This is a genomic window from Mesorhizobium sp. M0317 (assembly GCF_040321555.1).
In the GTDB taxonomy this organism is placed as follows: domain Bacteria; phylum Pseudomonadota; class Alphaproteobacteria; order Rhizobiales; family Rhizobiaceae; genus Mesorhizobium.
Genome location: NZ_JAMYRV010000004.1, coordinates 156,597 through 183,007 on the forward strand (window position 1 = coordinate 156,597; position 26,411 = coordinate 183,007).

At 63.3% G+C, this 26,411-nt stretch carries 27 protein-coding genes; 15 read left to right on the forward strand and 12 right to left on the reverse strand.

Going from position 1 to position 26,411, the window contains the following annotated elements:
• The first annotated feature begins 57 nt into the window (after positions 1 to 57).
• Complete coding sequence (trmB, locus tag NKI88_RS06060) at positions 58 to 759, forward strand: tRNA (guanine(46)-N(7))-methyltransferase TrmB (RefSeq protein ID WP_023699459.1); 702 nt, start codon at positions 58 to 60, stop codon at positions 757 to 759.
• Between the two features lie 36 nt (positions 760 to 795).
• On the opposite strand, the gene NKI88_RS06065 is transcribed toward trmB, so the two are convergent.
• Positions 796 to 960: a hypothetical protein gene (locus NKI88_RS06065; RefSeq protein ID WP_023669553.1), complete on the reverse strand. Its 165-nt coding sequence runs from the start codon at positions 958 to 960 to the stop codon at positions 796 to 798.
• A 335-nt stretch (positions 961 to 1,295) separates the two neighbouring features.
• On the opposite strand from NKI88_RS06065, the gene rimP reads away from it, so the two are divergent.
• The 10 genes from rimP to NKI88_RS06115 all read left to right on the forward strand — a co-directional run bounded on the left by rimP (position 1,296) and on the right by NKI88_RS06115 (position 13,516).
• A complete protein-coding gene (gene rimP / locus NKI88_RS06070; RefSeq protein WP_352654200.1) occupies positions 1,296 to 1,940 on the forward strand; it encodes a ribosome maturation factor RimP in 645 nt (214 codons plus the stop codon).
• 47 nt (positions 1,941 to 1,987) lie between these two features.
• Positions 1,988 to 3,583 (forward strand): transcription termination factor NusA, encoded by a 1,596-nt coding sequence (nusA, locus tag NKI88_RS06075; RefSeq protein WP_023669555.1) that lies wholly within the window; start codon positions 1,988 to 1,990, stop codon positions 3,581 to 3,583.
• A 38-nt stretch (positions 3,584 to 3,621) separates the two neighbouring features.
• Positions 3,622 to 4,272 (forward strand): RNA-binding protein, encoded by a 651-nt coding sequence (locus NKI88_RS06080; protein ID WP_023669556.1) that lies wholly within the window; start codon positions 3,622 to 3,624, stop codon positions 4,270 to 4,272.
• The gene (gene infB / locus NKI88_RS06085) at positions 4,269 to 6,833 is read left to right on the forward strand and encodes a translation initiation factor IF-2 (protein WP_352654202.1); all 2,565 of its coding nucleotides are present in this window, start codon (positions 4,269 to 4,271) and stop codon (positions 6,831 to 6,833) included. The genes NKI88_RS06080 and infB overlap by 4 nt, the downstream gene beginning before the upstream one ends.
• Positions 6,834 to 6,994: 161 nt before the next feature.
• Positions 6,995 to 7,414, forward strand: a complete 420-nt coding sequence (rbfA, locus tag NKI88_RS06090) for a 30S ribosome-binding factor RbfA (RefSeq protein ID WP_023669558.1) — start codon at positions 6,995 to 6,997, stop codon at positions 7,412 to 7,414.
• On the forward strand, positions 7,414 to 8,385 hold the full coding sequence (truB, locus tag NKI88_RS06095) for a tRNA pseudouridine(55) synthase TruB (RefSeq protein ID WP_352654205.1): 972 nt from the start codon (positions 7,414 to 7,416) through the stop codon (positions 8,383 to 8,385). Before rbfA ends, truB begins: the two co-directional genes overlap by 1 nt.
• 44 nt (positions 8,386 to 8,429) lie before the next feature.
• A complete protein-coding gene (gene corA, locus NKI88_RS06100; protein ID WP_352654207.1) occupies positions 8,430 to 9,524 on the forward strand; it encodes a magnesium/cobalt transporter CorA in 1,095 nt (364 codons plus the stop codon).
• Between the two features lie 198 nt (positions 9,525 to 9,722).
• Positions 9,723 to 9,992, forward strand: coding sequence for a 30S ribosomal protein S15 (gene rpsO, locus NKI88_RS06105; RefSeq protein WP_006202929.1), 270 nt, complete (start codon positions 9,723 to 9,725; stop codon positions 9,990 to 9,992).
• 277 nt (positions 9,993 to 10,269) lie between these two features.
• Positions 10,270 to 12,417 carry a polyribonucleotide nucleotidyltransferase gene (gene pnp, locus NKI88_RS06110; protein ID WP_023688738.1) on the forward strand — a complete coding sequence of 716 codons (2,148 nt, stop codon included), beginning with the start codon at positions 10,270 to 10,272 and terminating at the stop codon, positions 12,415 to 12,417.
• A gap of 85 nt (positions 12,418 to 12,502) precedes the next feature.
• Positions 12,503 to 13,516, forward strand: a complete 1,014-nt coding sequence (locus NKI88_RS06115) for a class I SAM-dependent methyltransferase (RefSeq protein WP_023818822.1) — start codon at positions 12,503 to 12,505, stop codon at positions 13,514 to 13,516.
• 16 nt (positions 13,517 to 13,532) lie between these two features.
• Here NKI88_RS06115 and NKI88_RS06120 read toward each other — a convergent pair whose 3' ends face one another.
• From NKI88_RS06120 to fabA, 4 genes are all read right to left on the reverse strand, one after another.
• Positions 13,533 to 15,086, reverse strand: coding sequence for a putative bifunctional diguanylate cyclase/phosphodiesterase (locus NKI88_RS06120; RefSeq protein WP_352654209.1), 1,554 nt, complete (start codon positions 15,084 to 15,086; stop codon positions 13,533 to 13,535).
• Positions 15,087 to 15,270: 184 nt separating this feature from the next.
• Entirely contained in the window at positions 15,271 to 16,083 is an 813-nt protein-coding gene (gene fabI / locus NKI88_RS06125) for an enoyl-ACP reductase FabI (protein WP_023669564.1), read from the reverse strand.
• A gap of 33 nt (positions 16,084 to 16,116) precedes the next feature.
• Positions 16,117 to 17,337: a beta-ketoacyl-ACP synthase I gene (gene fabB / locus NKI88_RS06130; protein ID WP_352654211.1), complete on the reverse strand. Its 1,221-nt coding sequence runs from the start codon at positions 17,335 to 17,337 to the stop codon at positions 16,117 to 16,119.
• A gap of 117 nt (positions 17,338 to 17,454) precedes the next feature.
• The gene (gene fabA / locus NKI88_RS06135) at positions 17,455 to 17,970 is read right to left on the reverse strand and encodes a 3-hydroxyacyl-[acyl-carrier-protein] dehydratase FabA (protein WP_352654212.1); all 516 of its coding nucleotides are present in this window, start codon (positions 17,968 to 17,970) and stop codon (positions 17,455 to 17,457) included.
• Positions 17,971 to 18,315: 345 nt separating this feature from the next.
• On the opposite strand from fabA, the gene irrA reads away from it, so the two are divergent.
• Together irrA and NKI88_RS06145 are read left to right on the forward strand one after the other, a co-directional pair.
• Positions 18,316 to 18,747 (forward strand): iron response transcriptional regulator IrrA, encoded by a 432-nt coding sequence (irrA, locus tag NKI88_RS06140; RefSeq protein WP_352654214.1) that lies wholly within the window; start codon positions 18,316 to 18,318, stop codon positions 18,745 to 18,747.
• Between the two features lie 10 nt (positions 18,748 to 18,757).
• Positions 18,758 to 19,117 carry a DUF4260 domain-containing protein gene (locus NKI88_RS06145; RefSeq protein ID WP_023746682.1) on the forward strand — a complete coding sequence of 120 codons (360 nt, stop codon included), beginning with the start codon at positions 18,758 to 18,760 and terminating at the stop codon, positions 19,115 to 19,117.
• 13 nt (positions 19,118 to 19,130) lie between these two features.
• Here the strand turns inward: NKI88_RS06145 and NKI88_RS06150 are convergent, their stop codons facing one another.
• The gene (locus tag NKI88_RS06150) at positions 19,131 to 19,688 is read right to left on the reverse strand and encodes an SH3 domain-containing protein (protein ID WP_023669569.1); all 558 of its coding nucleotides are present in this window, start codon (positions 19,686 to 19,688) and stop codon (positions 19,131 to 19,133) included.
• A gap of 157 nt (positions 19,689 to 19,845) precedes the next feature.
• On the opposite strand from NKI88_RS06150, the gene NKI88_RS06155 reads away from it, so the two are divergent.
• A complete protein-coding gene (locus NKI88_RS06155; RefSeq protein WP_023669570.1) occupies positions 19,846 to 20,847 on the forward strand; it encodes a 2-hydroxyacid dehydrogenase in 1,002 nt (333 codons plus the stop codon).
• Positions 20,848 to 20,859: 12 nt separating this feature from the next.
• Here NKI88_RS06155 and NKI88_RS06160 read toward each other — a convergent pair whose 3' ends face one another.
• The 6 genes from NKI88_RS06160 to dnaN all read right to left on the reverse strand — a co-directional run bounded on the left by NKI88_RS06160 (position 20,860) and on the right by dnaN (position 26,126).
• On the reverse strand, positions 20,860 to 21,273 hold the full coding sequence (locus tag NKI88_RS06160; RefSeq protein ID WP_023669571.1) for an aconitase X swivel domain-containing protein: 414 nt from the start codon (positions 21,271 to 21,273) through the stop codon (positions 20,860 to 20,862).
• Complete coding sequence (locus NKI88_RS06165; RefSeq protein WP_023669572.1) at positions 21,270 to 22,523, reverse strand: aconitase X; 1,254 nt, start codon at positions 22,521 to 22,523, stop codon at positions 21,270 to 21,272. Before NKI88_RS06165 ends, NKI88_RS06160 begins: the two co-directional genes overlap by 4 nt.
• A complete protein-coding gene (locus tag NKI88_RS06170) occupies positions 22,520 to 23,008 on the reverse strand; it encodes a GNAT family N-acetyltransferase (RefSeq protein WP_023703474.1) in 489 nt (162 codons plus the stop codon). Before NKI88_RS06170 ends, NKI88_RS06165 begins: the two co-directional genes overlap by 4 nt.
• 4 nt (positions 23,009 to 23,012) lie before the next feature.
• Entirely contained in the window at positions 23,013 to 23,768 is a 756-nt protein-coding gene (locus tag NKI88_RS06175) for a molybdopterin-synthase adenylyltransferase MoeB (protein ID WP_352654217.1), read from the reverse strand.
• A 31-nt stretch (positions 23,769 to 23,799) separates the two neighbouring features.
• Positions 23,800 to 24,945: a DNA replication/repair protein RecF gene (gene recF / locus NKI88_RS06180; protein ID WP_352654219.1), complete on the reverse strand. Its 1,146-nt coding sequence runs from the start codon at positions 24,943 to 24,945 to the stop codon at positions 23,800 to 23,802.
• Positions 24,946 to 25,007: 62 nt separating this feature from the next.
• Entirely contained in the window at positions 25,008 to 26,126 is a 1,119-nt protein-coding gene (dnaN, locus tag NKI88_RS06185) for a DNA polymerase III subunit beta (protein ID WP_352654221.1), read from the reverse strand.
• Between dnaN and NKI88_RS06190 the strand changes: the two genes are divergently transcribed.
• Positions 26,125 to 26,400 (forward strand): hypothetical protein, encoded by a 276-nt coding sequence (locus NKI88_RS06190; protein WP_155922476.1) that lies wholly within the window; start codon positions 26,125 to 26,127, stop codon positions 26,398 to 26,400. The genes dnaN and NKI88_RS06190 overlap by 2 nt on opposite strands.
• The last annotated feature ends 11 nt before the right edge of the window (positions 26,401 to 26,411 follow it).

Consider the following 26,411-nt stretch of genomic DNA (forward strand, 5'->3'; position numbering starts at 1 on the left):
AAATCTCATCTCAATCCCAAATCTCATCTCAATCTAAGCGCGGCGCGCGACCAGGCCATGGATCCACAGGACAGGCGGAGCCGGGCGACCGAAGGGTTCTTCGGCCGCCGGCACGGCAAGACCATTCGCCCGCAACAGGCGGCGGCGCTGGAAAGCGGTCTTGGGGCCTATGGCCTCGACCTCTCCGTCCAGGCACCGGCAGAATTGCGCGCGCTATTCTCAGCGGATGTTTCAACGGTTCGGCTGGAAATCGGCTTCGGCGGCGGAGAGCATCTGCTGCACCGTGCCACGGAGGCACCGGCGACCGGCTTCATCGGTGTCGAGCCGTTCGTCAACGGCATGGCCAAGCTGATGATGGCGGTGCGGGAAAAGCCGCTTGCCAATCTTCGCGTTTATGACGACGACGCCACGCGCCTGCTCGATTGGTTGCCGCAGGCGTCGCTCGACGGCATCGATCTGCTCTACCCCGATCCCTGGCCGAAGAAAAAGCACTGGAAGCGGCGTTTTGTCAGCCCGCTCAACCTCGATCGGTTCGCGCGCGTGCTGAAGCCGGGCGGAAAATTCCGCTTCGCATCCGACATCGACACCTATGTGAACTGGACCTTGTTGCACTGTCGGGCGCATGGCGGGCTCCTCTGGCAGGTGCAAGATGGGGCCGACTGGCATCGGCCCTATGAAGGCTGGCCGGGCACACGCTACGAGGCAAAAGCCATTCGCGAGGGCCGACGGCCGGCCTATCTCACCTTCATCAGAAAATAGTTGGGAAAGTGTCCCGCATCGACAGCCGGTCTGGCTTCAGAAACGGCCGATCTTGCCGAAAGCGGTCGGGTCCATGCCGAGCCGGCGCAGATCGTTGGCGCGCGGCTTGCGGCCGGCTTCGACGGCCCGCGAGGCGGCAACGGCGCTGCCGAAAAGGGCAAAGGCGTCGCCTATGGCGGAAAACACGGTACGGTTGCTCATTGTCTTGACCTTTCGCGCGCCACCGCGCGCTCATCTTTGATTTGTGCAGTGCAACATAGATAGGGATGTGAAATCCGGGATCACAGGGCCGTTACCGCATAGCCGGCATGCGCCGCGCGCAATCCTGCCAGCCGTCCCCGGCTGCACTCTGCCCGGCCCGTCAACAGACTTGAAACACCGGCCGGGATCGTCTATATCAGCCTCAAATTCTTGGTCGGTATGACGAAGAGTGGGTCCACCCGGTCCCGCTCTTTTTTATTACCTGCCGGTCAGCCATCAGCAAAGAGATGGTTCGGGACGACGATCATCCTGATCCAGAGAACGACAGGAACCGCATGACTGCAACGGCAAGCGAAGCCGACGACCGCATCATCCGCGAAAGCGGTATCGATGCGCGCATCGCGCTGATCGTTCAGCCGGTGTTGCGAGGCATTGGCTTCCGCCTCGTGCGGGTGCATCTGTCGGGCCAGAACGGCCTGACGCTGCAGATCATGGCCGAACGCGAGGACGGCACCATGACCGTCGAGGATTGCGAAGAGGTCAGCCGCGCTGTGTCGCCGGCGCTCGACGTCGATGACCCGATCGAGAAGGCCTATCATCTCGAAGTGTCGTCGCCGGGCATCGACCGGCCGCTGGTACGCAAGTCGGATTTCGTCACCTGGACCGGCCATCTGGTGAAGATGGAAACCTCGGTGCCGGTCGCCGACCGCAAGCGCTTCAAGGGCAAGATCGCCGAAGCCGGCGAAGACGACATGCTGCTCGAGCGCGACAAGGCCTCCTACGGCGAAGAGCCGACGGTTCGCATTCCTTATGACGCGATCGCCGATGTGCGGCTGATCCTCACCGACGACCTTATTCGCGATGCCCTTTCGAAGGACAACCGGGAACGCAAGGAAGCCAAGAAACGCCGCGGCGAAGCTGATGATGCACCCGAAGGTGCTGAAGGCGGCGCGGAAGACGAAATCGAACAGGAACTATGATGAGCGGCCGGGCCTAAAAGCTCGGCAACAAGCTCGGGAGAAATAAGATGGTTGTAAGCGCCAACAGACTTGAACTGCTGCAGATCGCCGACGCGGTGGCGCGTGAAAAGTCGATCGACAAGTCGATCGTCATTGCCGCCATGGCTGATGCGATCCAGAAGGCCGCGCGCTCGCGCTACGGCCAGGAAACCAACATCCGCGCCGACATCAACGCCAACACCGGCGAGATGAAGCTGCAGCGGCTGATGGAAGTGGTCGAGAAGGTCGACGACTACGCCACCCAGATCGCCATTTCCTCGGCCCGCGAGCGCAATCCGGACGCCCAGCTTGGCGACTTCATCGCCGAACAGCTGCCGCCAATGGATTTCGGCCGCATCGCCGCCCAGTCAGCCAAGCAGGTCATCGTGCAGAAAGTGCGCGAGGCCGAGCGCGACCGCCAGTATGACGAATACAAGGACCGCATCGGCGAGATCGTCAACGGCACCGTCAAGCGCGTCGAATATGGCAACGTCATCGTCGATCTCGGCCGTGGCGAGGCGATTATCCGCCGCGACGAGCTGATCCCGCGTGAAAACTACAAGTACGGCGACCGCGTCCGCGCCTATGTCTACGACGTGCGCCGCGAACAGCGCGGCCCGCAGATATTCCTGTCGCGCACCCATCCGCAGTTCATGGCCAAGCTCTTCACCATGGAAGTGCCGGAAATCTATGACGGCATCATCGAGATCAAGTCGGTCGCCCGCGACCCAGGCTCGCGCGCCAAGATCGCCGTCATTTCGCGTGACTCGTCGATCGATCCGGTCGGCGCCTGCGTCGGTATGCGCGGCAGCCGCGTCCAGGCCGTGGTCGGCGAATTGCAGGGCGAAAAGATCGACATCATTCCGTGGTCGCCTTCGGCCGCCTCCTTCATCGTCAACGCGCTGCAGCCGGCGGAAGTCGCCAAGGTGGTGCTCGACGAGGATGCCGAGCGCATCGAAGTGGTGGTTCCCGACGACCAGCTGTCGCTGGCCATCGGCCGTCGCGGCCAGAACGTGCGTCTTGCCTCCCAGCTCACCGGCTGGGACATCGACATCCTGACCGAGGCCGAGGAGTCTGAGCGCCGCCAGAAGGAATTCGTCGAACGCTCGTCGCTGTTCATGGAAGCCCTTGATGTCGACGAGATGGTCGGCCAGGTGTTGGCCTCCGAAGGCTTCACCAGCGTCGAGGAAGTTGCCTATGTCGATTCGGGCGAGATCGCCTCGATCGACGGTTTCGACGAAGACACCGCTTCGGAGATCCAGACCCGCGCCCGCGAATATCTGGAGAAGATCGAAGCCGAGCATGACGACAAGCGCAAGGCGCTGGGCGTCACCGACGAACTGCGCGAAATCCCTGGCGTCACCACCGCCATGATGGTGACGCTCGGCGAGGATGGCGTGAAGACGATCGAGGATTTCGCCGGCTATGCCGCCGACGACCTGACCGGCTGGAAGGAACGCAAGGACGGCGAGACCAAGGTATTCCCGGGTGTGCTCGCCAATCACGGCGTGTCGCGCGCCGACGCCGAGCAGATGGTTCTGGCAGCCCGCCTCAAGGCCGGCTGGATCACCGAAGACGAGCTTGCAGCCGAACAGGTCCCGGCTGACGAAGCCGTTGGTGCGTGAGGTGAAACCGCATCGCACACAACCCGCCCCAGGACGAGATGAACGATCGCACCTGCATCGTCACGCGCAAGCAAGCCGAGCCGGATGAGCTGATCCGTTTCGTCGTCGGCCCGGATTCGGCCGTCGTTCCTGACCTGAAGAGAAATCTGCCCGGCCGTGGTTGTTGGGTGAGCGCCGACCGCCTACATATCGACAAGGCGGCGGCGAAGAACCTGTTTGCCCGCGCCTTCAAGGCGCAGGTCGTCGTGCCGCCCGATCTCGGCGGCATGGTCGACGGACTGCTTGCACGATCCGCTTTGGGTATGCTTGGCCTTGCCCGCAAGGCTGGCTCGATCGCACTCGGCGCAACCAAGGTCGAGAGCGCGGTGCGCTCGGGGTTGGCGCTTTTCGTGCTCCACGCGACCGAGGCATCCGACGATGGCGTGCGCAAGATCAGTCAGGCGCGGCGGGCAACTGTCCACCTCGGCGGGCCTGCAGTCCTTGCCTACAAACTTTTCTCCGAGGCCGAGTTGAGCTTGGCATTGGGGGGTACAAATGTGATACATGCTGCCGTTCTCGCGGGAGACGCGGGCAAGGCGGTTGAGAGGCGCATGGTTGCGCTCGACCGATATCGGGGCGGAACCCCCGACGATCTGGCAATGCTTGCGGCCGTTGCTGACGAAGATGATGCTGCAGAGGATATGGAATGAGCGATACGAAATCGGGCGACGACAAGACGTTGAGTGTTACACCGAAGAAGACCTTGACGCTGAAGCGCCCCGGTACCGAGCAGAGCGTCGTGCGACAGAATTTCTCGCATGGCCGCACCAAGCAGGTCCAGGTCGAGATCAAGAAGCGCAAATTCTCCATGCCCGGCGACAAGCCGGAGCCGGTGGCTGCACCCGTATTTACGCCCAAGCCCGCGGTAGTGGCAGCCCCCGTCGTGCAGGAAGCGCCCAAGGCGCCGCCTCCGCCGCCCCCGGCCGAACGCGGCGGCATGGTGCTGAACGAACTGTCGCGCAATGAAATGGAAGCGCGCCGCAGGGCGCTCGAAGGCTCCAAGGTTCGCGACGTCGAGGACCGCCAACGCGCCATCGAAGAGGCCAAGCGCCGCAACGAGGATGAGGAACGCCGCAAGCGCGAGCGCGAGGAATCCGCGCGCCGTCAGGCCGAGGAAGAAGCCCGCCTGCAGACCGAGGCCGAGTCCCGCCGCCGCGCCGAGGAAGAAGCGCGCCGCCGCGCACCGCAGGCTGCCGAGCTTGTGGCGTCGGACGACGAGGAAGAGGTCAAGCCGAAGCGCACCGCCGCCGGTGCCCCGGTACGCCGTCCGGTTACGCCCGAAGTGGCGCGCCCGGCCAAGCCGACCAAGGCCGAGGAAGACCGTCGTCGCGGCAAGCTGACCCTCAACACGGCTCTTTCCGACGAGGACGCGCGCGCCCGCTCGCTGTCGTCGATGCGTCGCCGCCAGGAAAAATTCAAGCGCGCGATGCATAATGAGCCGCGCGAGAAGGTTATGCGCGAAGTGATCCTGCCTGAAACCATCACCATCCAGGAACTGGCGCAGCGCATGTCCGAGCGCGCTGTCGATGTGGTCAAGTACTTCATGAAGCAGGGCCAGATCCTGAAGCCGGGCGACATCATCGACGCCGACACGGCCGAGCTGGTCGCCACCGAATTCGGCCACACGGTCCGCCGCGTCGCCGAGTCCGACATCGAGGAAGGCCTGTTCAACATTGCCGACAATGCCGAGGACCTGGTGTCGCGGCCGCCTGTCGTGACCATCATGGGCCATGTCGACCACGGCAAGACCTCGCTGCTCGACGCCATCCGCAATGCCAATGTCGTCTCCGGCGAAGCCGGCGGCATCACCCAGCATATCGGCGCCTACCAGGTCGAGAAGAACGGTCAGAAGATCACCTTCATCGACACGCCCGGTCACGCCGCCTTCACGGCGATGCGCGCGCGCGGCGCTCAGGCGACCGACATCGCCATCCTGGTGGTGGCGGCCGACGACAGCGTCATGCCGCAGACCATCGAATCGATCAGCCATGCCAAGGCGGCCGGCGTTCCGATCATCGTGGCGATCAACAAGATCGACAAGCATGATGCCGATCCGCAGAAGGTGCGGTCGGAACTGCTGCGCCATGAGGTGTTCGTCGAATCGATGGGCGGTGAAGTGCTGGACGTCGAAGTGTCGGCGACCAAGGGCACCAACCTCGACAAGCTGTTGGAAGCGATCCTGCTGCAGGCCGAAATCCTCGACCTCAAGGCCAATCCGGACCGTACCGCCGAGGGCGTGGTCATCGAAGCCCAGCTCGACAAGGGCCGTGGCCCCGTCGCCACTGTACTGGTGCAGACCGGCACTTTGATGCCGGGCGACATCCTCGTCGCCGGCAATGAGTGGGGCCGGGTGCGCGCGCTGGTCAATGACCGTGGCGAGCAGATCAAGGAGGCGCCGCCGGCAATGCCGGTCGAGGTGCTCGGCCTGCAAGGCACGCCGCAAGCCGGCGACCGCTTCGCTGTCGTCAACAACGAGGCCCGCGCCCGCGAGATCACCGAATATCGCCAGCGTCTGGCGCGCGAGAAGGCAGTGGCTCGCCATGCTGGCCAGCGCGGCTCGCTCGAACAGATGATGTCGCAGTTGCAGACGAGCGGGTTGAAGGAATTCCCGCTGGTCATCAAGGGCGACGTGCAGGGTTCGATCGAGGCGATCAACGCCGCTCTCGACAAGCTTGGCACCGACGAGGTGCGTGCGCGCATCGTTCATGCCGGCGCCGGCGCCATCACCGAAAGCGACGTGTCGCTGGCGGAGACCTCGGGGGCCGCGATCATCGGCTTCAACGTCCGTGCCAACGTGCAGGCACGTGCGGCCGCGGCGGCCGCGGGCATCGAAATCCGCTACTACTCGATCATCTACAACCTCGTCGACGATGTGAAGGCAGCACTTTCCGGCCTGCTGTCGCCGGAACGCCGCGAGACCTTCATCGGTAATGCCGAGATCCTCGAGATCTTTGACATCACCAAGGTCGGCAAGATCGCCGGCTGCCGTGTCACCGAAGGCAAGGTCGAACGTGGAGCGGGCGTGCGCCTGATCCGCGACAACGTCGTCATCCACGAAGGTACGCTGAAGACCCTCAAGCGCTTCAAGGATGAAGTCGCGGAAGTTCCGGGCGGCCAGGAGTGCGGCATGGCTTTGCAGAACTACGAGGACATGCGCGTCGGCGACATCATCGAGTGCTTCCGCGTCGAGATGGTGACCCGGACGCTCTGAGTTCGTATACTGTCGATACGACCGGGCGGTGGTCGAAAGACCGCCGCCCTAACTTTAATGCCTGTCGCCCAAAAGTGCGGGATAAACGACATGCATAGAACAAATATGAGACATGGCGGCACGGTCCCATCCCGCGCCTCACGCTTTCCGGATTGAGAAAAATGCCCCGTCCAACCGCCTCCAGCCCATCCCAGCGCATGCTTCGCGTCGCCGAACAGGTGCGCCATGCGCTGTCGGAAACCTTGCAGCGCGGCGAGATTATCGACCCGCTGATCGAGAACACCGTGGTTTCGGTCTCGGAAGTGCGCATGTCCACTGATCTGAGGGTCGCAACGGCCTTCGTTTCGCCGCTTGGCGCCAAGGACACGGGTGCGGTCATCGACGCGCTCAACAAGCATGCGAAGTTCGTCCGTGGCCGCGTCTCCGGCGCGCTCCGCCAGATGAAGTTCATGCCGGAGTTCCGCTTCAAGCTCGATACGTCCTTCGACAATTTCGCCAGGATCAACGATTTGCTGAAATCGCCCGAAGTCGCGCGAGACTTGGGTGCCGATGGCGAAGACAACGACAAGGACGAGAAATAGTGGGGCGCCGCGGCAAGAAGAAGGGCCGGCCGATCTCCGGCTGGGTGGTGCTGGACAAGCCGGTTGGCATGGGTTCGACCGAAGCCGTCTCCAAGATCAAATGGCTTTTCCAGGCCGAAAAGGCCGGCCATGCCGGCACACTCGACCCGCTGGCCTCTGGCATGCTGCCGATCGCGCTGGGCGAGGCAACCAAGACCGTGCCTTATGTGCAGGACGGCGCCAAAATCTACCGGCTCACCGTCGCTTGGGGCGAGGAGCGTTCGACCGACGATCTCGAAGGCCCGGTGACGCAAAGTTCCGACCGCCGTCCGGCGGAAGAAGATGTCAGGGCGCTGCTGCCGAACTACACCGGCGTCATCATGCAGACACCGCCGCAATTCTCGGCCATCAAGATATCAGGCGAACGCGCCTACGATCTCGCCCGTGGGGGCGAGACAGTCGACATCCCCGCGCGCGAGATCGAGATCGGCCGTCTGGACATCGTCGAGCACGCTGCCGACCACACTTTGTTCGAGGTCGAATGCGGCAAAGGCACCTATGTGCGCTCGCTGGCCCGCGACATGGGCCGCGACCTCGGCTGCTTCGGCCACATCGCCGAATTGCGCAGGGTCGAGGTCGAGCCGTTCACCCAGGAGGATTTCGTCACCGTCGCCGAACTGGAAGCCGCCCGTTTCGGCGAACAGCGCGAAGCTGACAAAGAGGGCGACGCCGATGTTGCCGACGCGCCGATCGACTTTGGCGCAATCGATGCGCTGCTCGTCGACACGGCCGCCGCGCTCGACTGCCTGCCGCAGATTGCCATCAGCGACGAAGCGGCGACGAAAATCCGCCTTGGCAATCCCGTCATCATCCGCGGCCGCGACGCGCCCGTGGAAGCCGAGGAAGCCTGCGCCACCGCGCGCGGCAAGCTTGTCGCCATCGGCGCCATCGAGCAAGGCATGTTCAAGCCGAAGCGGGTCTTTGCCGGCTGACCACTCTCGTCTAGTCTTACGTCGACGTCACATCCGAGGGGCACATGGCAAAGGCTGAGGCGGTGAAGAAGCGGGCGCCGGTGACAACGCGCCGGCCGCCGGTTGGCGCCTCGCCTGGCACGCTGATCGCCGATCCGGCGGCGCGACGGTCCGAGCTGCGGCTGACGCTGATTTCGCCTGAAAAATTCATGACCATCAACGATGCCAGCATCGACGATCTCAACACCCATTGCGACAACTGGCCGGTCGTCTGGCTGGACTGCACCGGTCTCGCCAACATCCAGCTGATCGAGGAGATCGGCCGGATATTCAACCTGCATCCGCTGGCTCTGGAGGATGTCGTCAACACCGGCCAGCGGCCGAAGGTCGACTTCTTCGAGGACCACGCCTTCGTCGTCATGCGCATGATCGACGACGTCAAGGTGCATCGCTATGAGCAGATCGCGGTGTTCTTCGGCAAGAAATTCGTCGTCACCTTCCAGGAGCGCGAAGGCGATCCGTTCGACCCCGTACGCAAGCGCATCGCGGCAGCGTTGCCCAACCGCTTGCGGATGCGCGGCGCCGACTATCTGGCCTATGCGCTCATCGACTCCATCGTCGACAGCTATTTCCCGCCGATTGAGGCCGCGAGCGAGGAGGTCGATGGCATCGAGGACGAGATGCTCAACACGCCTCACAAGCATCAGATGCGCCAGCTGCACGAATTGCGGCGCGACGCCAATGTGCTCAAGGGCGTGCTGTGGCCGATGCGCGACGCGCTGGCGACGCTGATCCGCAACGACGTGCCCTATGTGAAGCCGGAGACGAAAATCTTCTTCAACGACACGCTCGACCACGCATTGCGGCTGATCGAGCTGGTCGAGAACCAGCGTGATATGCTGACCGGCTTGATCGAAATGCATTTGTCGCTGAGCCAGGCGCGCACCAACGACGTCATCTCTTATCTCACCATCGTCTCGGTGATCTTCATGCCGCTAACCTTCCTGGTCGGTATCTGGGGGATGAATTTCGATCCCGAGAGCTCGCCGTGGAACATGCCGGAACTGAAAGCCTACTATGGCTACCCGGCTTCGCTGCTGTTCATGCTGGCCGTTGCTGTCGGGCTGATCGTCTTCTTCAAAAGCAAGAAGTGGCTGTAAGCTTCCGGTGTCAGGGGAATCCTGGATTCCCGAGCAAAGGCTGCGACAAGCCGGCTTTATGAATGGGCTGGTGTTTTCCGGGGAATTGCCCTATATGCGCCGCAGCATCGCGCCATGTCGCTTTGCTTGCACCGGCCCCTGCTGGACGACATCCCGGCTGAGGGCGACCCGTTTCCTCAAACAGATAAGGAAAACACGATGTCGATTACTGCCGAGCGCAAACAGGAATTGATGGGTGAATTCGCAACCGCCAAGGGCGATACCGGGTCTCCGGAAGTCCAGGTGGCCATCCTTTCCGAGCGCATCAAGAACCTGACCGACCACTTCAAGGACCACAAGAAGGATAACCATTCCCGCCGTGGTCTGCTCGCTCTCGTCTCCCAGCGCCGCAGCCTGCTTGATTATCTCAAGCGCAAGGATGACGCGCGCTATCAGACGTTGATCGAGAAGCTCGGTCTGCGCCGTTGACGAATTGACCGGCGGGCTTTCGAAGGAGAGCCCGCCGGTCGCGCATTCTGCCAGTCGCATCGATTGGCCAGACCCGGTTTCGAGCGTGCAGAGGCCACTCGAAACCGCCCATGGACGGTCATGGGGCAGGATTGCAGGACGCTCGTGCGCTAACCAGCGCCGAAATTTACCGAGCTTCCCGTTGTCTTGCCCGTGGCTGCCCGAGAAAGGAAGCCAGGGAAAGGGCATCCGCGCACCGTGAAACGGCGCGGCCCTTTCCGCTTATTAAGGACAAGATATGTTCAACTACCACAAAGTGGAAATCGAATGGGGCGGCCGTCCGCTCATCCTGGAAACCGGCAAGATCGCACGTCAGGCTGACGGCGCGGTGCTTGCGACCTACGGCGAAACCAAGGTTCTCGCCACCGTCGTTTCGATGAAGGAGCCGAAGCCAGGCCTCGATTTCTTCCCGCTGACCGTCAACTACCAGGAAAAGACCTACGCCGCCGGCAAGATCCCGGGCGGCTACTTCAAGCGCGAGGGACGTCCGAGCGAAAAGGAAACGCTGGTTTCCCGCCTGATCGACCGCCCGATCCGCCCACTCTTCGCCGACGGCTACAAGAACGACACCCAGATCGTCGTCACCGTCGTCCAGCATGACCTCGAGAACGATCCCGATATCCTGTCGATCGTCGCCACCTCGGCCGCTTTGACGCTGTCGGGCGTTCCCTTCATGGGCCCGATCGGCGGCGCCCGCGTCGGCTACATCAACGGCGAATACGTGCTCAACCCGCATGTCGATGAGATGCAGGAATCCAGGCTGGACCTGATCGTCGCCGGCACCACCGACGCCGTGCTGATGGTCGAGTCCGAAGCCAAGGAACTCGGCGAAGAGCTGATGCTCGGCGCCGTCATGTTCGGCCACAGGGGCTTCCAGCCGGTCATCGACGCCATCATCAAGCTGGCCGAAGTTGCCGCCAAGGAGCCGCGCGATTTCACGGCGCCGGACTACTCCGCGCTTGAAGCCGAAATGCTGAAGATCGTCGGCGACGAGCTCAGCAATGCCTACAAGAACGTCGACAAGCAGAAGCGTTACGCCGCCGTCGACGCCGTCAAGGCGAAGGTCAAGGCAGCGTTCGCCCCGGCCGAAGGCGAAGACGCCAAGTACACCTCCGAGCAGATCGGTTCGGTGTTCAAGGAACTCCAGGCCAAGGTCGTGCGCTGGAACATCCTCGACACCGGTTCGCGCATCGATGGCCGTGACCTCAAGACTGTCCGCAAGATCGTCTCGGAAGTCGGCGTCCTGCCGCGCACGCACGGTTCGGCGCTGTTCACCCGCGGCGAGACCCAGGCGCTGGTCGTTGCCACGCTGGGTACCGGCGAGGACGAGCAGTATGTCGATTCGCTGACCGGCATGTACAAGGAGAAGTTCCTCCTTCACTACAACTTCCCTCCCTACTCCGTCGGCGAGACCGGCCGCATGGGTTCGCCGGGCCGCCGCGAAATCGGCCACGGCAAGCTCGCCTGGCGCGCTATCCGTCCGATGCTGCCGAGCGCGGACCAGTTCCCCTACACGCTGCGCGTCGTCTCGGAGATCACCGAGTCCAACGGTTCGTCGTCGATGGCCACCGTCTGCGGCACATCGCTGGCGCTGATGGATGCCGGCGTTCCGCTGGCCAAGCCGGTTGCTGGTATCGCGATGGGCCTGATCAAGGAAGGCGAGCGCTTCGCGGTTCTGTCCGACATCCTGGGTGACGAAGATCACCTCGGCGACATGGACTTCAAGGTTGCCGGTACCGAAGGCGGCATCACCTCGCTGCAGATGGACATCAAGATCGAGGGCATCACCGAGGAGATCATGAAGATCGCGCTGGACCAGGCCAAGGACGGCCGCCAGCATATCCTCAGCGAGATGGCGCATGCTCTGACCGGCGCCCGCCCCGAACTCGGTGAGTTCGCACCGCGCATCGAGGTCATGCACATCCCGACCGACAAGATCCGCGACGTGATCGGCTCCGGCGGCAAGGTTATCCGTGAGATCGTCGAGAAGACCGGCGCAAAGATCAACATCGAGGACGACGGCACGGTCAAGATCGCTTCGTCGAACGCCAAGGAGATCGAGGCGGCCAAGAAGTGGATCCATACCATCGTCGCCGAGCCGGAAGTCGGCGAAATCTACGAAGGCACGGTCGTCAAGACCGCCGACTTCGGCGCTTTCGTCAACTTCTTCGGTCCGCGTGACGGCCTCGTCCACATCTCGCAGCTTGCCAACGACCGGGTCGCCAAGACCTCGGACGTCGTCAAGGAAGGCGACAAGGTCTGGGTCAAGCTGATGGGATTCGACGAGCGCGGCAAGGTCCGCCTGTCGATGAAGGTCGTCGACCAGGCCACCGGCAAGGAAATCGCCCGCGACAAGAAGGCCGAAGGCGAAGAAAACGCCGCCTGAGTGGTCTGACAATAGAGTTGAACGGGCGCGGCTTATGTCGCGCCCGTTTTCGTTTAATACCCGTCTACGACATGAGAATCGAAGAATGGCCGCTGAGCCGCTGAAGACACTGTTCCATCCCTTCGAGGCCGAGGGGCTCCCTCTGCCGCAAAAGGGCGAGCGTGTGTTGTTCCTGGGTGCGGAGCCCGGCTTCCGCTTGCCGGAAGGCTTCGAGGCAGAGCTCCATCTTGCACAGGGTTTCCGGCCGCATCTCCGAGCGCTGGAGCGTGCCGGTCACAAGGTAACGCCGCGCGCGGAAGGCGATGCATTCGATGCAGCGCTCGTGCTTGCCGGCCGCCATCGTGGGCTAAACGAGATGCGTATTGCCGAGGCGATCGAACGCGTCACGCCGGGCGGTCTGATCATTGTCGCCGGCGGCAAGGACGAAGGCATCGCCAGCCTGCGCAAGCGCATCGACGAGCTTGTCCCCATCGAAGGGCATCTGCCGAAATATCACGGCATCGCCTTCTGGCTTCGCCGTCCGGCCGATCTGGCGCCTGCGGAAAAACTGCGCGTCGCCAATCCCGCCTTGGTCGTAGAGGACCGCTTCCGCACCGCGCCTGGCATGTTCTCCTTCGACCGGATCGACGTCGGCTCGAAACTTCTGGTCGACAACCTGCCCAAAGACCTGCGCGGCAACATTGCTGATTTCTGCGCCGGCTGGGGTTATGTCGCCGCCGAGGTCGCGGCACGTTCATCCGGCATAACGGGGCTCGACCTTTACGAAGCGGATTTCGACGCGCTTGAGGCGGCCAAGGGCAATATCGGCCAGACAGGCTTCGAGCCCGGCTTCTTCTGGACCGATCTGCTGAGCGAGCCGGTCGAGCGGCGCTATGATGCCATCGTCATGAACCCGCCCTTCCATCGCAGCCGGGCGGCCGAGCCGGAAATCGGCGCCGGCATGATCCAGGCGGCGGGCAAGGCGCTGAAGCCGGGCGGGCGGCTGTTCATGGTGGCGAACCGCCAGCTGCCCTATGAGCCGGTTCTGAAGGCCGTCTTCTCCAGCCATGCCGAGCTCGCCCGCGACGGCATGTTCAAGGTTTTCTCCGCGCGCCGATAGGACGGTGCCGGTCACCTCAATGCATGCTGACGATGCGCGCCGGCTCGTGGACGGGAATGGTCGGTCTGATGTCGCCAGGCTTGATCTTGAGCGGCGCCGGCCTGCCGAACAGATAGCCTTGCACCATCTCGCAGCCGGCCGCTCGCAAAAGCGTCGCCTGGTTCTCGGTCTCGACGCCTTCGGCGATGATGCCGACGCCGAGCGCCCGCGACAGGCCAACGATGGTAGAGACGACGGCGCCCGAATTGGAATCGGTGTCGATGCGGCTGACGAAGGAGCGGTCGATCTTCAGCTTGCCGAAGGCGAAGTCGATCAGGTAGCTCAGATTGGAATAGCCGGTGCCGAAATCGTCGACGGCCACCGAAATGCCCATGTCGGCAAGCTGCTGCAGGATGATGGCGGCGCGGTCACGGTCCTGCATCATCGCCGTCTCGGTCAGTTCGAGCTCCAGGCGCGACGGCTTGATGCCGGTGCTGGCCATCGTGTCGCGCACGATGCCGACGAAATCCTTGGTCATGAACTGGACCGGCGAGATGTTGACGGCAACGAAGCAGTCCTCGGGCAAATGACGGGCATCGCTGCAGGCCTTGTTCAGCACCCAATTGCCGATCGGGTGGATCATGCCGGTCTCTTCGGCGATCGGAATGAATTCCATCGGCGGGATCATGCCGCGTTCCGGGTGCTTCCAGCGGATCAGCGCCTCGTAGCCGACGACACGGCCGGTCGGCAGGTCGAGCTGCGGCTGGTAATGAAGGTCGAAATCGCCACGGTCGAAGGCGATGTGCAGTTCGGATTCGATCCAGTGGCGGTAGTCGGCGACCTGGCCCATGTCGGAATGGAAGACCGACCAGTTGCCCACGCCGCCGGCGCGGGCATTCTGCAGCGCCAGGTTGGAGCGGCGCAGGATGAGGACCGGATCGACGCCATCCTTTGGCATCGCCACGATGCCGACCGACAGGCCGACCGACTGCAGGTGAGAATCGAGCTGGTACGGCTTCAGCATCTCCTCGATCATGGTTTCGACGGTGCTTTCCATCGAGCTTTGGAGTTGGTGTTCCCAGACAAGGATAGCGAACTCGCCGGCGCCGATGCGCCCCATCACCGCGCCTTCGGGCATGCAGGCCTTCAACCGCTTGGTGAAGCCGCGGATCAGTTCGTCGCCATGGCTGTAGCCGATGGCGTCGTTGATCTGCTTGAAGCGGTCGATGTCGATGTCGATGAGGAACACCGGCTCACCGGTCCTGATCGTCGCGGACGCCGCGTCGGCAATCCTGCCGACCATCGCCGGCCGCGCAAAAAGCCCGGTCAGCTTGTCGAAATGGGTTTCGTTGAAAACGTAGTCCACCGATTCATCGACGCCGGCGAAGAAGGACAAGGCAGCACCGGCGGCGGCCAGCGCGCACAGCGCCGACGCGATGCCGATCATAGTTTCCGCCTGCATGCCGGCAAAGCCGTCCCCGAAACCATGCCGGAGGCCCCAAAGCCCAAGAATGAAACTGCCAAGGCCCGAACTGGCGACGGTGAGCAGCCGGAACACAGGTGTTCGCTTCGGGTTGCTGACAGCAGGCATTGCTCAGTCCCTGTCGCATGATCCCGAAATCAACTCGACTTTCGGGAAATATCAAGCGCAAACGCATAAAGGCTAAAGCATCCTTTGCGCCCAGCAAGAACGCGCAGAGCCCAAGCCCATAAGACTTCTAGCGGATATCTCCTTAAAATGAGTTTCCGCCGATGCATCTAATTTTACTGGTGAGTTAATCGCGTACGCTGTCGGTCTGCTTCAACTCATCCAGGGTTGGCATCGACACGATGTGATAGCCGGAATCCACATAATGGATTTCGCCGGTGACGCCTGACGAGAGGTCGGACAAAAGATAGAGCGCCGAGCCGCCGACCTCGTCGATGGTCACCGTGCGGCGCAGCGGCGAGTTGCGCTGCTGGTAGGAGTACATGTGGCGGGCGTCCGAGATTCCGGCGCCGGCCAAAGTACGCACCGGTCCCGCCGATATGCCGTTCACCCGGATGCCGCGCGGGCCATAATCGTTGGCGAGATACCGCACGCTGGCTTCCAGCCCGGCCTTGGCGACGCCCATGACGTTGTAGTTCGGCATGACGCGGACAGAGCCGGCATAGGTCAGCGTGATCATCGCGCCGCCTTCGCTCATCAGCGGGGCGGCATGGCGGGCGACCTCGGTGAAGGAGTAGCAGGAGATGACCATGGTGCGGACGAAATTGTCGCGGCTGGTGTCGGCGTAGAGCCCTTTGAGCTCGTTCTTGTCGGAAAAGCCGATGGCGTGGACGACGAAGTCGAGCCCGCCCCATTCCTTGCCGAGCGTCTCGAAGGTGGCGGCGACCGATGCGCTGTCCTCGACGTCACAGGGCACCACCAGAGACGCGCCAAGCTTCTCGGCAAGCGGCTTGACGCGGCGCCCGAATGCGTCGCCCTGATAGGTGAAGGCAAGCTCCGCTCCGTGTTCGGACAATTTCCTCGCGATGCCCCAGGCGATCGAATGATCGTTGGCGACGCCCATGACAAGCCCGCGCTTGCCCTTCATCAGTCCGTCCATGGCCGGCAATCCCCCTACAAAAAAACGCTGGCCTTATGCGGAATAGCGCTGGAAAATCAGCGTTGCGTTGGTGCCACCGAAGCCGAACGAGTTGGACAAAACCGTGTCGATCCTGGCGTCGTCGATGCGCTTGCGCACGATCGGCATGCCCTCGAATTCGGGATCGAGGTTTTCGATATGAGCGCTCTCGCCGATGAAGCCGCCTTGCATCATCAGGATCGAGTAGATCGATTCCTGTACGCCGGCGGCACCCAGCGAATGGCCGGTCAGCGACTTGGTCGAGGTGATGAACGGCATCTTCTCGCCGAACACCTCTCGGATGGCGCCCATTTCCCGGGAATCGCCGACCGGCGTCGAGGTGCCGTGGGTGTTGATGTAGTCGACCGGCGTGGACACCGTCGCCAGAGCCTGGCGCATGCAGCGCACCGCGCCTTCGCCCGACGGCGCCACCATGTCGTAACCGTCCGACGTCGCGCCATAGCCGACGATCTCAGCGTAGATCTTGGCGCCGCGCGCCTTGGCGTGTTCGAGCTCCTCCAGGATGAGGACGCCCGCGCCGCCCGCGATGACGAAGCCATCGCGATTGGCGTCATACGCGCGGGAAGCTGTCGGCGCACGATCGTTATACTTCGACGACATCGCGCCCATGGCATCGAACAGGTCCGACATCGTCCAGTCGAGGTCTTCATGGCCGCCGGCAAACATCACATCCTGCTTGCCCCACTGGATCAGTTCGTAGGCGTTGCCGATGCAATGCGCCGAGGTCGAGCAGGCCGACGAGATCGAATAGTTGACGCCGTGGATCTTGAACCAGGTGGCGAGCGTCGCCGACGCGGTCGACGACATCGCCTTCGGCACCGCGAACGGACCGATGCGCTTGGGGCTGTTGTTCTTGAGCGTGGTCTCGGCCGCCTCGACGATGGTGCGGGTCGAGGGGCCGCCCGAGCCCATGACGATGCCGGTGCGCTCATTGGTGATGTCGCTTTCGCCAAGCCCGGCGTCGGCGATCGCCTGGTCCATCGCGACATGGTTCCAGGCCGCGCCCTGGCTCAGGAAGCGCATGGCGCGCCGGTCGATCATAGGGGTCGGCTCGAGCGTCGGCGCACCCCAGACCTGGCAGCGGAAGCCGTGTTCGGCGAAGGAATCTGAGAAGCTGATGCCTGATTTGGCATCATGGAGCGAGGATTGCACCTCGTTGGCGTTGTTGCCGATCGACGATACGATGCCGAGGCCTGTGACGACGACCCTTCTCATTCGCAACTCCTTCCAGCGGATGATCCCGAAACCGTAGTCGGCCGGCGATCATACGCAAAATCAAAATGCCGCAGCGGCGTTGCGTCTCGGAAGAACGCGCCGCTGCAGTGGCGCCGGTCAGGCGGCCGATTGCTTGGACAGCCCCACCTTGAGGTCTGTCGCAGCGTATATGGGTTCGCCGTCGGCCTTAAGCCAGCCATCGGCGATACCGAGCACCAGGCGTCCACGCATGACGCGCTTGAAATCGATGCCGTATTCCACCTTCTTGACCGAAGGCGTCACCATGCCCTTGAACTTGACCTCGCCGGTCGACAGCGCCATGCCCTTGCCCGGCTCGCCGAGCCAGCCGAGGTAGAACCCCGTCAATTGCCACATGGCGTCAAGGCCCAGGCACCCCGGCATGATCGGATTGCCGATGAAATGGCAGGCGAAGAACCACAGGTCCGGCTTGATGTCGAATTCGGCACGGATGAAGCCCTTGTCGTAGGCGCCGCCGGTCTCGTTGATCTCGGTGATGCGGTCGAACATCAGCATGGGCGGGTAGGGTAGCTGGGCGTTGCCGGGCCCGAACAGCTCGCCGCGGGCGCAGGCGAGCAATTCCTCATAACCGTAGCTGGATTTCGAACCCGCCATATGTCTCGTCCCCATAATCGTCCCGGGCGGTGGGGCGCCCTTGTCGTTGGTTTCCTAACACAATCCCATTCGGGCCGGAAACCGGCGTTTGCGCTTAACCCGCCCGTCTGCCCGGGTCAATGCGCGCTCTCGCATCGGCCTGGAAATCGATTCCGATTTCCAGAAAGCACGATGCTACGCCAAAAGTGATAGAGCGCATTTGGTGCGTCCAACTGGCCGCACGTCGCTCTATTGATCGTATTCGGCCAACAGAATATATGTCGGGAGGTGCCCAGTTTCGGCCGATGACGTTTTTTCGCCACTCTGGGCGTGTCTTGAGGCAGAACTGTGGGCTTGGACGGATAGATGGATCTGGGCGGCCGGAAGGAAAATGTCGCTGTGGACAAGCGGGTTCGCGAAGCCGGCCTTAGGCCGACACGCCAACGCATTGCGCTGGCCGATCTGCTGTTTGCCAAGGGCGACCGCCACCTTTCGGCCGAGGAACTGCATGAAGAGGCGGTCGCCGCCGGCGTGCCGGTCTCGCTCGCCACCGTCTACAACGCGCTTCACCAGTTCACCCAGGCCGGCCTGCTGCGCATCCTGGCGGTCGAGGGGTCCAAGACCTATTTCGACACCAACACCTCCGATCACCATCATTTTTACATCGAAGGCGAAAACAGGATCTTCGATATAGAAAGCGGTCCGGTGACCGTCTCCAACCTGCCGGAGCCACCCGCAGGCATGGAGATCGCCAATGTCGACATCGTGGTGAGGCTGCGCCCGAAACGCAACGTTTAAGCCCCACCCCATGAAGCCTGTCGATTTTGCAATCCGGCTCGAATGGGTTGCGGTCGCGCTCGTGGCTATAGTCGCCTATGCCGCGTCAGGCGTTTCCTGGTGGCTGTTCGCCCTGCTTATTCTGGCGCCCGACCTGTCGATGCTGGGCTATCTCGCCGGGGCACGGATCGGCGCTGTCGCTTACAACGCGTTGCACATCCTGATCGTCCCGCTGTTGCTGGCCCTCGCCGGATATGTTCTGGCCAATTCGACGGCAACCGCGATTGGTCTGATCTGGATCATCCACATCGCCGTCGACCGCGCGCTCGGCTACGGTCTCAAACTGTCGACCGGTTTTCAGGACACCCATCTCGGCCGTATCGGCCGTTAGGCCTCCAGCAATCTCAATTCTTAACGTGCTCGCCGGGATAGGCGCCCCACACCTGCGACTGGGCGATCCAGCCGGTGTGGCCGTCGAAGGTCATTTCGCACCACTGGCCATCGCAGGTTTTGATCGTGCCCGTAACGCCCGGCTCGATGATGGCGATGACGCTGGCGTCCTTATCGGCATCGTCGAGCAGATTGATTCGGCCACCTTTGGTGCGTTGCCAAGGGGCGACGATCGCGGTCCGGCGGCCCGACAGCAGCGACTGGTTGATCCAACCCTCCGAGCCATCGGCATCGCGCACGCGCCGCCAGGTATCGAATTCCTGGATGATTTCCATCGGCAGGCCGGCCTTTGTGTACATCCAGTCGACGGAATAGTTGGCGCCGGGGCCAACGCGCGAGTTGACGCGAGCCGATTTCAGGCTGACGAAACGCGGCAGCGGCAGGCCGCTCGGCCCGAGCGTGACCGTCTGCACAGGTGCGGCGGCACCTTGCGCCGCGGCTTGCGGGGAATGCAGGAGAGCGCCGAGAAGCGCTGCGCTGAGGATCAGGCGAAGCGACGCGAAACCAGACACTTTCATTCCTTTCGGCGCGTGCCCTTTGGTCCGGGCGCCCCTTTTTCTTTGTCTTCGGCGGCACCGCTTGTTACAGGAGTGGCAGGCACCGCGACCGGTATTCAGTTTCGCCTGTCTTGGTTAAAGAGGTCTCAACGAGATCGGGTTCGAGGAAACAATGGCAGGCAAAAAACGGCCTCTCGTCGTCATCACGCGTAAGCTGCCCGATCCGGTCGAGACCCGCATGCGCGAACTCTTCGACGCCAGGCTGAATGTCGAGGACAGGCCGATGACGCAGCCGGAGCTGGTCGCGGCGATCAAGGAAGCCGATGTGCTGGTGCCGACCATCACCGACCAGATCGATGCGGCGCTGATTGCCCAGGCCGGCGACAATCTCAAGCTGATCGCCAATTTCGGCAATGGCGTCGACAAGATCGATGTCGCTGCGGCGGCCAGGAAAGGCATTACCGTCACCAACACGCCGAACGTGCTGACCGAGGATACGGCCGACATGACCATGGCGCTGATGCTGGCCGGCCCGCGGCGGCTGGCCGAAGGCGCCAATGTGCTCACCAGCGACAAGAAATGGGCCGGTTGGTCGCCGACCTGGATGCTCGGCCGGCGCATCTGGGGCAAGCGCCTCGGCATTGTCGGCATGGGCCGCATCGGCACCGCTGTTGCCAGGCGCGCAAAGGCTTTCGGCCTGTCCATCCACTACCATAACCGCCATCGCGTGCTGCCGGCGGTCGAGGAAGGGCTGGAGGCGACCTATTGGGAAAGCCTCGACCAGATGCTTGCCCGCATGGACATCATCTCGGTCAATTGCCCGTCGACGCCGGCGACCTTTCATCTGCTTTCGGCGCGGCGCCTGGCTCTGCTTCAGCCCACCGCCTATGTGGTCAACACCGCGCGCGGCGACATCATCGACGAGGAAGCGCTGGTCAAGCTGATCCAGGACGGCAAGATCGCCGGCGCCGGCCTCGACGTCTACGAGCACGAACCGGCGCTGAACTCGAAACTGCTGAAGCTTGCCGCGAAGAACAAGGTCGTGCTTTTGCCGCATATGGGTTCGGCGACGATCGAGGGCCGCATCGACATGGGCGAGAAGGTGATCATCAACATCCGCGCCTTCTTCGACGGCCACCGGCCGCCGGACCGCGTGCTGCCGCTACGGACTTGAAGCGGGCCGCGTTCAGGATGCGGTTGTGAGGGCGCCATCCGCCGCGACACTCACACGCTTGCCGCGATAGGCCTCAAAATCGTCGCGCTCGAGCCTGAGCGCTACCGGCGTCGGCCAGCCCATTTCCCTGGCCACGATCAAGCCAAGCAGCAGGATCGCGTCCGGCTCGTGCAGCACGAGTGCCGTCGGCGCATGGCCATTGTGGACGAGTTCCATCAGCACGGCTGACGCTGAGGACGAGCCGATCGTGCCGGGCAGGAACAGCACACGCCCGGAAATGGTCTCGCCATGATGCGGGTGACGGACATCGGCGATGCGGCCGCTCTTCGGATCGACGCCACCCCAGAAGCTGATTGGCGCGGTCAGCACCAAGGCCAGCCCTTCGCCTCCGCTGCCCGGCACCAGTATGTCGGCTGCAGCATTCATGCGGCGATGTCCGTAAACCTGGGCTTACCGGCAACCGCGCTTTCCACGCAGTCGGCCAGCGAGCCGTAAAGCACGGCGTAACCGGTATTGCCCGGCGCGTAGTGCGCGAATTTTCCCGAATTGGTCATCAGCACGCCGCCGGCCAGATCCGGCAGGATCGGCGTCACCACCACGCAGGTGTCGGCGACGATGATGACGCCGCTGGCTTCGAGCATCTTGCGCTTGCCGTTCTGCTCCAACCTGGTGAGCACGTGGCGGCCGGTGCAGGCGTAAATCGGCACGCTGAGCCGCCGCCCGCCAATCAGCCGCTCAAGTGCATCGAATTCGGCCAAAGACAGATGCGGACTGCCGATCGCCACGGCATCGATGGCGGTCTGCGTGGCTGCGGTGGACAGGCCGGCGCGGGCCTTCATGGCCATCTCCGGCGTTACGCGGATCATCGTTTCCGGCCTGCCGCCCACCAGGATGGTCTCGGCGTCGGGCGCCTCGGGCGTCACGCCGGCAATGTGGAACAGGCCGACGGCGCCCGACGATGCCGCCGCCGCGCCGAAGGCCTTCAGCGCATCCTCGCCGGGATGGCTGAATATGCCGGTGACGACGCCGATCGCATTGCCGACCTCACGGCCGTAGAGGTTGCCCAGCACCGGCCAGGCGATCTCGGAGCCAAGGAACGAGGCGGAGAGGCCGGACACATCGAACAACAGCCGTGCCTGCCGGTTCTCGGGGCGATGCAGGCCGTAATCCGGCGCGCGGCCCGATATGGCGCAGGCGATGTCGAGGAAGTCGCCATAGCGGTTGGTCCGTGCCCCCAGAACCGAATTGCAGAACACCACCGCGTTGGATTCACCCCAGGCGACATCGCTGCCAAGCGCCGGCCTGTGGCCGGCCTGATAGGGCGCGCAGGTCCAGCTCTGCTCGCAGCCCAGTTTGCGGTAGGCCTCCATCATTCGTCGCGCCATGCCGCGCGCCGGCTCTTCGAGGCGCACGCGCGAGCAGCCCATCAGGTCGAGCGCGCCGACATTGAGCGTCGAGCGCACCGCGACCCTGGCGCCGCTATCGACCAGCCTTTCGGCAAACAGCGTGCCGGAATCGCCGTGATAGAGCGCGCCGTCTATATGCGTCGAGGCGATCGGGATAAGTCGCGGCGCGCCGAGCAGCGCAGCGCTTTCGGCAACGATGCGCATCGCCATCGCCGCCCCGTCATGGCCGGAGGCGACTGTCTGCTCCTGTGAGCTGAGTGCAAGGCTCACGCCAACTCCTTGCGCAAGGTGATCGAGGTCGGCCGGTCATAGCCGTCATGCGCGGTGCGTTCAGTCTCGCGAAAGCCGAGACCGGCAAAGGTTGCATGATTTACGGTCAGTTCGATTCGCGTCTGCAGTTCGATGGCCGGTTTGTTCCGGCTGCGGGCGAGAAATTCGACAGCCTGCATCAGCCGCCTGCCGATGCCTTGCCCTTGAAGCTCAGGTTCGACGGCGAGCTTGCCGATGTAGAAATCATCGGCTCTCTCCAGCGCGAAAACGCAGCCGGCGATCCTGTCATCCTGCAGGGCCAGCAACACGGTCTCGCGGCCAGCCTTGTCCCTGAGGTTTCCGGCGTTCAGCAGATGTGCCGAGGAGGGCGGGTCGATGACGCCGTCCATCGGTGCAAAGGCGCGCATGATCAGGCTGAGCAGTTCGTCCCAGCGGTCGAAGCCGGGGGCGAGCTGCGTGACCAAAACACTGGCAGGCTGATCCATGCGGTCAGCTTCTCTTGTAGCGGATCGTGTCGAAGCGCGCCGACAGCGCATCGTAGAGCAGCAGCCGGCCGACCAGCGGTTCGCCGATGCCGGTGATCAGCTTGATCGTTTCCATCGCCTGCAGCGTGCCGACGACGCCGGTCAGCGCACCGACGACCCCGGCCACCGCGCAGGATGGCACCAGCCCCTCTGGCGGCGCTTCGGGAAAGAGGTCGCGATATCCAGGGTTCGGTCTGCCGTCGGTGCCGGTGCCGAACGGCATCAACACCGTCACCGAGCCGTCGAAGCGGCCGACGGCGGCATGCACGAGCGGCCGCTTTTCCGCCGCGCAGGCATCAGCCACCACATAGCGCGTCTCGAAATTGTCGGAGCCGTCGACGACCACGTCGTAGCGCGTGACGAGGACGGCAGCATTGTCGGCCGTCAGCCTGAAATCGTGCAATTCCACCGCGGCATGGGGATTGATCCGGGCGATCGCTGCTTTGGCGCTCTCGGTCTTCGCAATGCCGACCGTATCGGTGGCGTGGATCACTTGCCGTTGCAGATTGGACAGCGAGACAATGTCGTCGTCGACGATGCCAAGCGTGCCGACGCCGGCGGCAGCGAGATATTCCAGCACCGGCGCGCCGAGGCCGCCGGCGCCGATCACCAGCACTCGCGCCCGCTTCAGCCTCTGCTGGCCGGCGCCGCCGATCTCAGGCAGCACGATGTGGCGGGCATAGCGTTCGAGTTCTTCGTCGGTGAGGGCGGCAGGGGTCATTGCCCGACCATATAGCGGAGCAAAAACCTTGTCAGGTCTCTTCGGTTGGCCCAACCGTGCCGTGGTCGACGGTGAGGAACTGCGCGCGTCCCCTCAGGCTGGAAAACAGCGCGGCGTCGGTTCCGGTCATGAAGGCCTGGCAGTTCAGCTCCTCCAGGATCGAGAACAGCGCGGCGCGCCGGCCGGCATCGAGATGCGCGGCAATCTCGTCGAGCAACAGGATCGGCGTCATCCCCGACATCTCGCCGGTCAGCCTTGCGTGCGACAACACGATGCCGACCAGCAGCGCCTTCTGCTCTCCGGTCGAGCAGAGTTCGGCCGGCATCGCCTTGGGGCGGTGGCGCACCAGCAGATCCGAACGGTGCGGGCCGTCGAGCGTGCGTCCGGCGGCGCGGTCGCGCTCGCGGCCGTCGGCAAGGGCGTCGCGATAGCGTTGCTCGACATCCACAGCGGGTGCTGAGGCGACATGGCTTTCAAGGTCGCCGAAGAGGCTGATGTCGGCTTGCGGAAACGGCCCGCTGGACGGCAACCTGTCGATCATGGCGGCCAGCAGGCGCACCAGCTCGGCGCGCGCCGCGGCAATCGCCACGCCGGTTTCGACCATTCGCATCTCGATGGCGTCGAACCATGCGCCGTCTCGCGAACCTTCCGTAAGCAATCGGTTACGTCCGCGCATCGCCTTCTCATAGTCGAGCGCGCGCTGGCCGTGGCCGGGATCGATCGCAAGCACCAGCCTGTCGAGAAAGCGCCGCCGGTCCGCGGCAGGCCCCGGGAACAGGCCGTCCATGGCCGGCGTCAGCCAGACCACGCGCAGCCATTCCAGCATGGCGTCGGCCGACCGTGCCGGCGCGCCATTGATGCGCACCTTGCGACCGCCCTCGCCGGCCGCTTCACCCCCGGTGATGCCGGTGCCGATCTCGACCTGCCCCTCCGGCCCGTCGAGCCTTGCGTGCAGCGCAAAGCCGCCATCGCCGCCTTCGCGGGCCACGTCGACATAGGGCGCCCGGCGCAGGCCGCGGCCAGGCGTCAGCAGCGAGATGGCTTCCAGGAGATTGGTCTTGCCGGCGCCATTGTCGCCGGAAAACACCACCGTGCCGGGTGAAAAGCCGATCGACAACGCCGCATAATTGCGGAAATTCGTAAGTGTTAGCTTCCTTATGTGACTTTGTTCCGGCAACCGCTATCCGCCTGTAGAAGTCGCCGCAATCAATTATGCTGCAGTGTGCCGCAGTGCGGCTGCTACACCCGCATCGGCATCAGCACGTAGAGCGCGGTCTCATCGGCCATGTCGTGGATCAGCGTCGGCGAGCCGGCATCGGCCAGCATGAACTTGGCTTCCGTGCCGGTGAGTTGAGCAGCGACGTCGAGCAGATATTTGGCGTTGAAGCCAATCTCGATCGGGTCGGACGAATAGTCGGCCGCCAGCTCCTCGGTGGCGCTGCCCGAATCCGGATTGTTGACGGCAAGCGTCACCTGGCCTTCGGTGATCGAAAGCTTCACCGCGCGGCCGCGCTCGGAGGAAATGGTCGAGACGCGATCGACGGCGGCGGCGAAGCTCTGGCGGTCGATGATCAGCTTCTTGTCGTTGCCGGTCGGAATGACGCGCTGGTAGTCCGGGAAAGTGCCGTCGATCAGCTTCGAGGTCAGAATCACGCTGCCGATGGTGAAGCGGATCTTGGTGTCGGACAGTTCGGTGGTCACCGCGACATCGGGATCGTCGACCAGCTTCTGCAACTCGCTGACCGTCTTGCGCGGAATGATGATGCCCGGCATGCCTTCGGACCCGGCCGGAGCGTCGATCTCGGCGCGCGCCAGGCGGTGGCCGTCGGTCGCCACTGAACGCAGCTTCAGCTTGCCGCCAGTTTCATGCGTGTGCAGGTAGATGCCGTTGAGATAGTAGCGCGTCTCTTCGGTGGAGATGGCGAACTGGGTCTTTTCGATCAGGCCTCTCAGGGCGACGGAATCGAGCCGGAAGATGTGTGAGAAGGACCCCGCCGAAAGCTCCGGGAAATCGGACTGCGGCAGGCACTGCAGGCGAAAGCTCGAGCGGCCCGACGTCACCGTCATGGCGTTGCCGTCCTCATCGGTCTTCAGCATCACTTCGGCGCCGTCGGCCAGCTTGCGCACGATGTCGTAGAGGAGGTGCGCCGGAACCGTCGTCGCCCCGCCGCGCTCGACCTTTGCCGGCGTCGATTCGGTCACTTCGAGGTCGAGGTCGGTGGCTTTCATTTCAAGGCTGGCGCCCTCGGCGCTGAGCAGCACGTTCGACAGGATCGGTATGGTATTGCGCCGCTCGACCACGCGATGAACGTGGTTGAGCGACTTCAGGAGATTGGACCGTTCCAGGATAACACGCATGACGAAACAGGCTCGCTTGAATGAATGGACGGGTCACCAGTGGGCGGCGCCCCGCGAAAGGTCTGAACAGGCTCAGAATCTATGCAAACTGACAGGAAAAAGCCAGCAAACGCAAGTCCGGGCCACCGGTTCGCGCCGGTTAAGCGGGCTTTCTGGGGATAAAGCGGACGTTGGCCGGCAACCGATGCATGTCGCCGAAAACTGCGCAGCGGTTTTGGGACAACGACATGCATCAAAACAAGAAAATTTAAAGCGCGACGACCGAATACTCTAACCCGGCGCGCT

Excerpts from the sequence above, each read along its gene's own strand:
- fabI (WP_023669564.1), bottom strand. The coding sequence starts at position 16,083 with ATGGACGGACTGATGAAGGGCAAGCGCGGGCTTGTCATGGGCGTCGCC.
- irrA (WP_352654214.1), top strand. The coding sequence starts at position 18,316 with ATGGATCTGGGCGGCCGGAAGGAAAATGTCGCTGTGGACAAGCGGGTT.
- NKI88_RS06080 (WP_023669556.1), top strand. The coding sequence starts at position 3,622 with ATGAACGATCGCACCTGCATCGTCACGCGCAAGCAAGCCGAGCCGGAT.
- NKI88_RS06175 (WP_352654217.1), bottom strand. The coding sequence starts at position 23,768 with ATGACCCCTGCCGCCCTCACCGACGAAGAACTCGAACGCTATGCCCGC.
- NKI88_RS06190 (WP_155922476.1), top strand. The coding sequence starts at position 26,125 with ATGACGAAACAGGCTCGCTTGAATGAATGGACGGGTCACCAGTGGGCG.
- NKI88_RS06170 (WP_023703474.1), bottom strand. The coding sequence starts at position 23,008 with ATGGATCAGCCTGCCAGTGTTTTGGTCACGCAGCTCGCCCCCGGCTTC.
- rimP (WP_352654200.1), top strand. The coding sequence starts at position 1,296 with ATGACTGCAACGGCAAGCGAAGCCGACGACCGCATCATCCGCGAAAGC.
- NKI88_RS06120 (WP_352654209.1), bottom strand. The coding sequence starts at position 15,086 with ATGCCTGCTGTCAGCAACCCGAAGCGAACACCTGTGTTCCGGCTGCTC.
- rbfA (WP_023669558.1), top strand. The coding sequence starts at position 6,995 with ATGCCCCGTCCAACCGCCTCCAGCCCATCCCAGCGCATGCTTCGCGTC.
- NKI88_RS06145 (WP_023746682.1), top strand. The coding sequence starts at position 18,758 with ATGAAGCCTGTCGATTTTGCAATCCGGCTCGAATGGGTTGCGGTCGCG.
- rpsO (WP_006202929.1), top strand. The coding sequence starts at position 9,723 with ATGTCGATTACTGCCGAGCGCAAACAGGAATTGATGGGTGAATTCGCA.
- trmB (WP_023699459.1), top strand. The coding sequence starts at position 58 with ATGGATCCACAGGACAGGCGGAGCCGGGCGACCGAAGGGTTCTTCGGC.
- fabB (WP_352654211.1), bottom strand. The coding sequence starts at position 17,337 with ATGAGAAGGGTCGTCGTCACAGGCCTCGGCATCGTATCGTCGATCGGC.
- pnp (WP_023688738.1), top strand. The coding sequence starts at position 10,270 with ATGTTCAACTACCACAAAGTGGAAATCGAATGGGGCGGCCGTCCGCTC.
- infB (WP_352654202.1), top strand. The coding sequence starts at position 4,269 with ATGAGCGATACGAAATCGGGCGACGACAAGACGTTGAGTGTTACACCG.
- NKI88_RS06155 (WP_023669570.1), top strand. The coding sequence starts at position 19,846 with ATGGCAGGCAAAAAACGGCCTCTCGTCGTCATCACGCGTAAGCTGCCC.
- NKI88_RS06065 (WP_023669553.1), bottom strand. The coding sequence starts at position 960 with ATGAGCAACCGTACCGTGTTTTCCGCCATAGGCGACGCCTTTGCCCTT.
- fabA (WP_352654212.1), bottom strand. The coding sequence starts at position 17,970 with ATGGCGGGTTCGAAATCCAGCTACGGTTATGAGGAATTGCTCGCCTGC.
- NKI88_RS06115 (WP_023818822.1), top strand. The coding sequence starts at position 12,503 with ATGGCCGCTGAGCCGCTGAAGACACTGTTCCATCCCTTCGAGGCCGAG.
- dnaN (WP_352654221.1), bottom strand. The coding sequence starts at position 26,126 with ATGCGTGTTATCCTGGAACGGTCCAATCTCCTGAAGTCGCTCAACCAC.
- corA (WP_352654207.1), top strand. The coding sequence starts at position 8,430 with ATGGCAAAGGCTGAGGCGGTGAAGAAGCGGGCGCCGGTGACAACGCGC.
- NKI88_RS06160 (WP_023669571.1), bottom strand. The coding sequence starts at position 21,273 with ATGAATGCTGCAGCCGACATACTGGTGCCGGGCAGCGGAGGCGAAGGG.
- nusA (WP_023669555.1), top strand. The coding sequence starts at position 1,988 with ATGGTTGTAAGCGCCAACAGACTTGAACTGCTGCAGATCGCCGACGCG.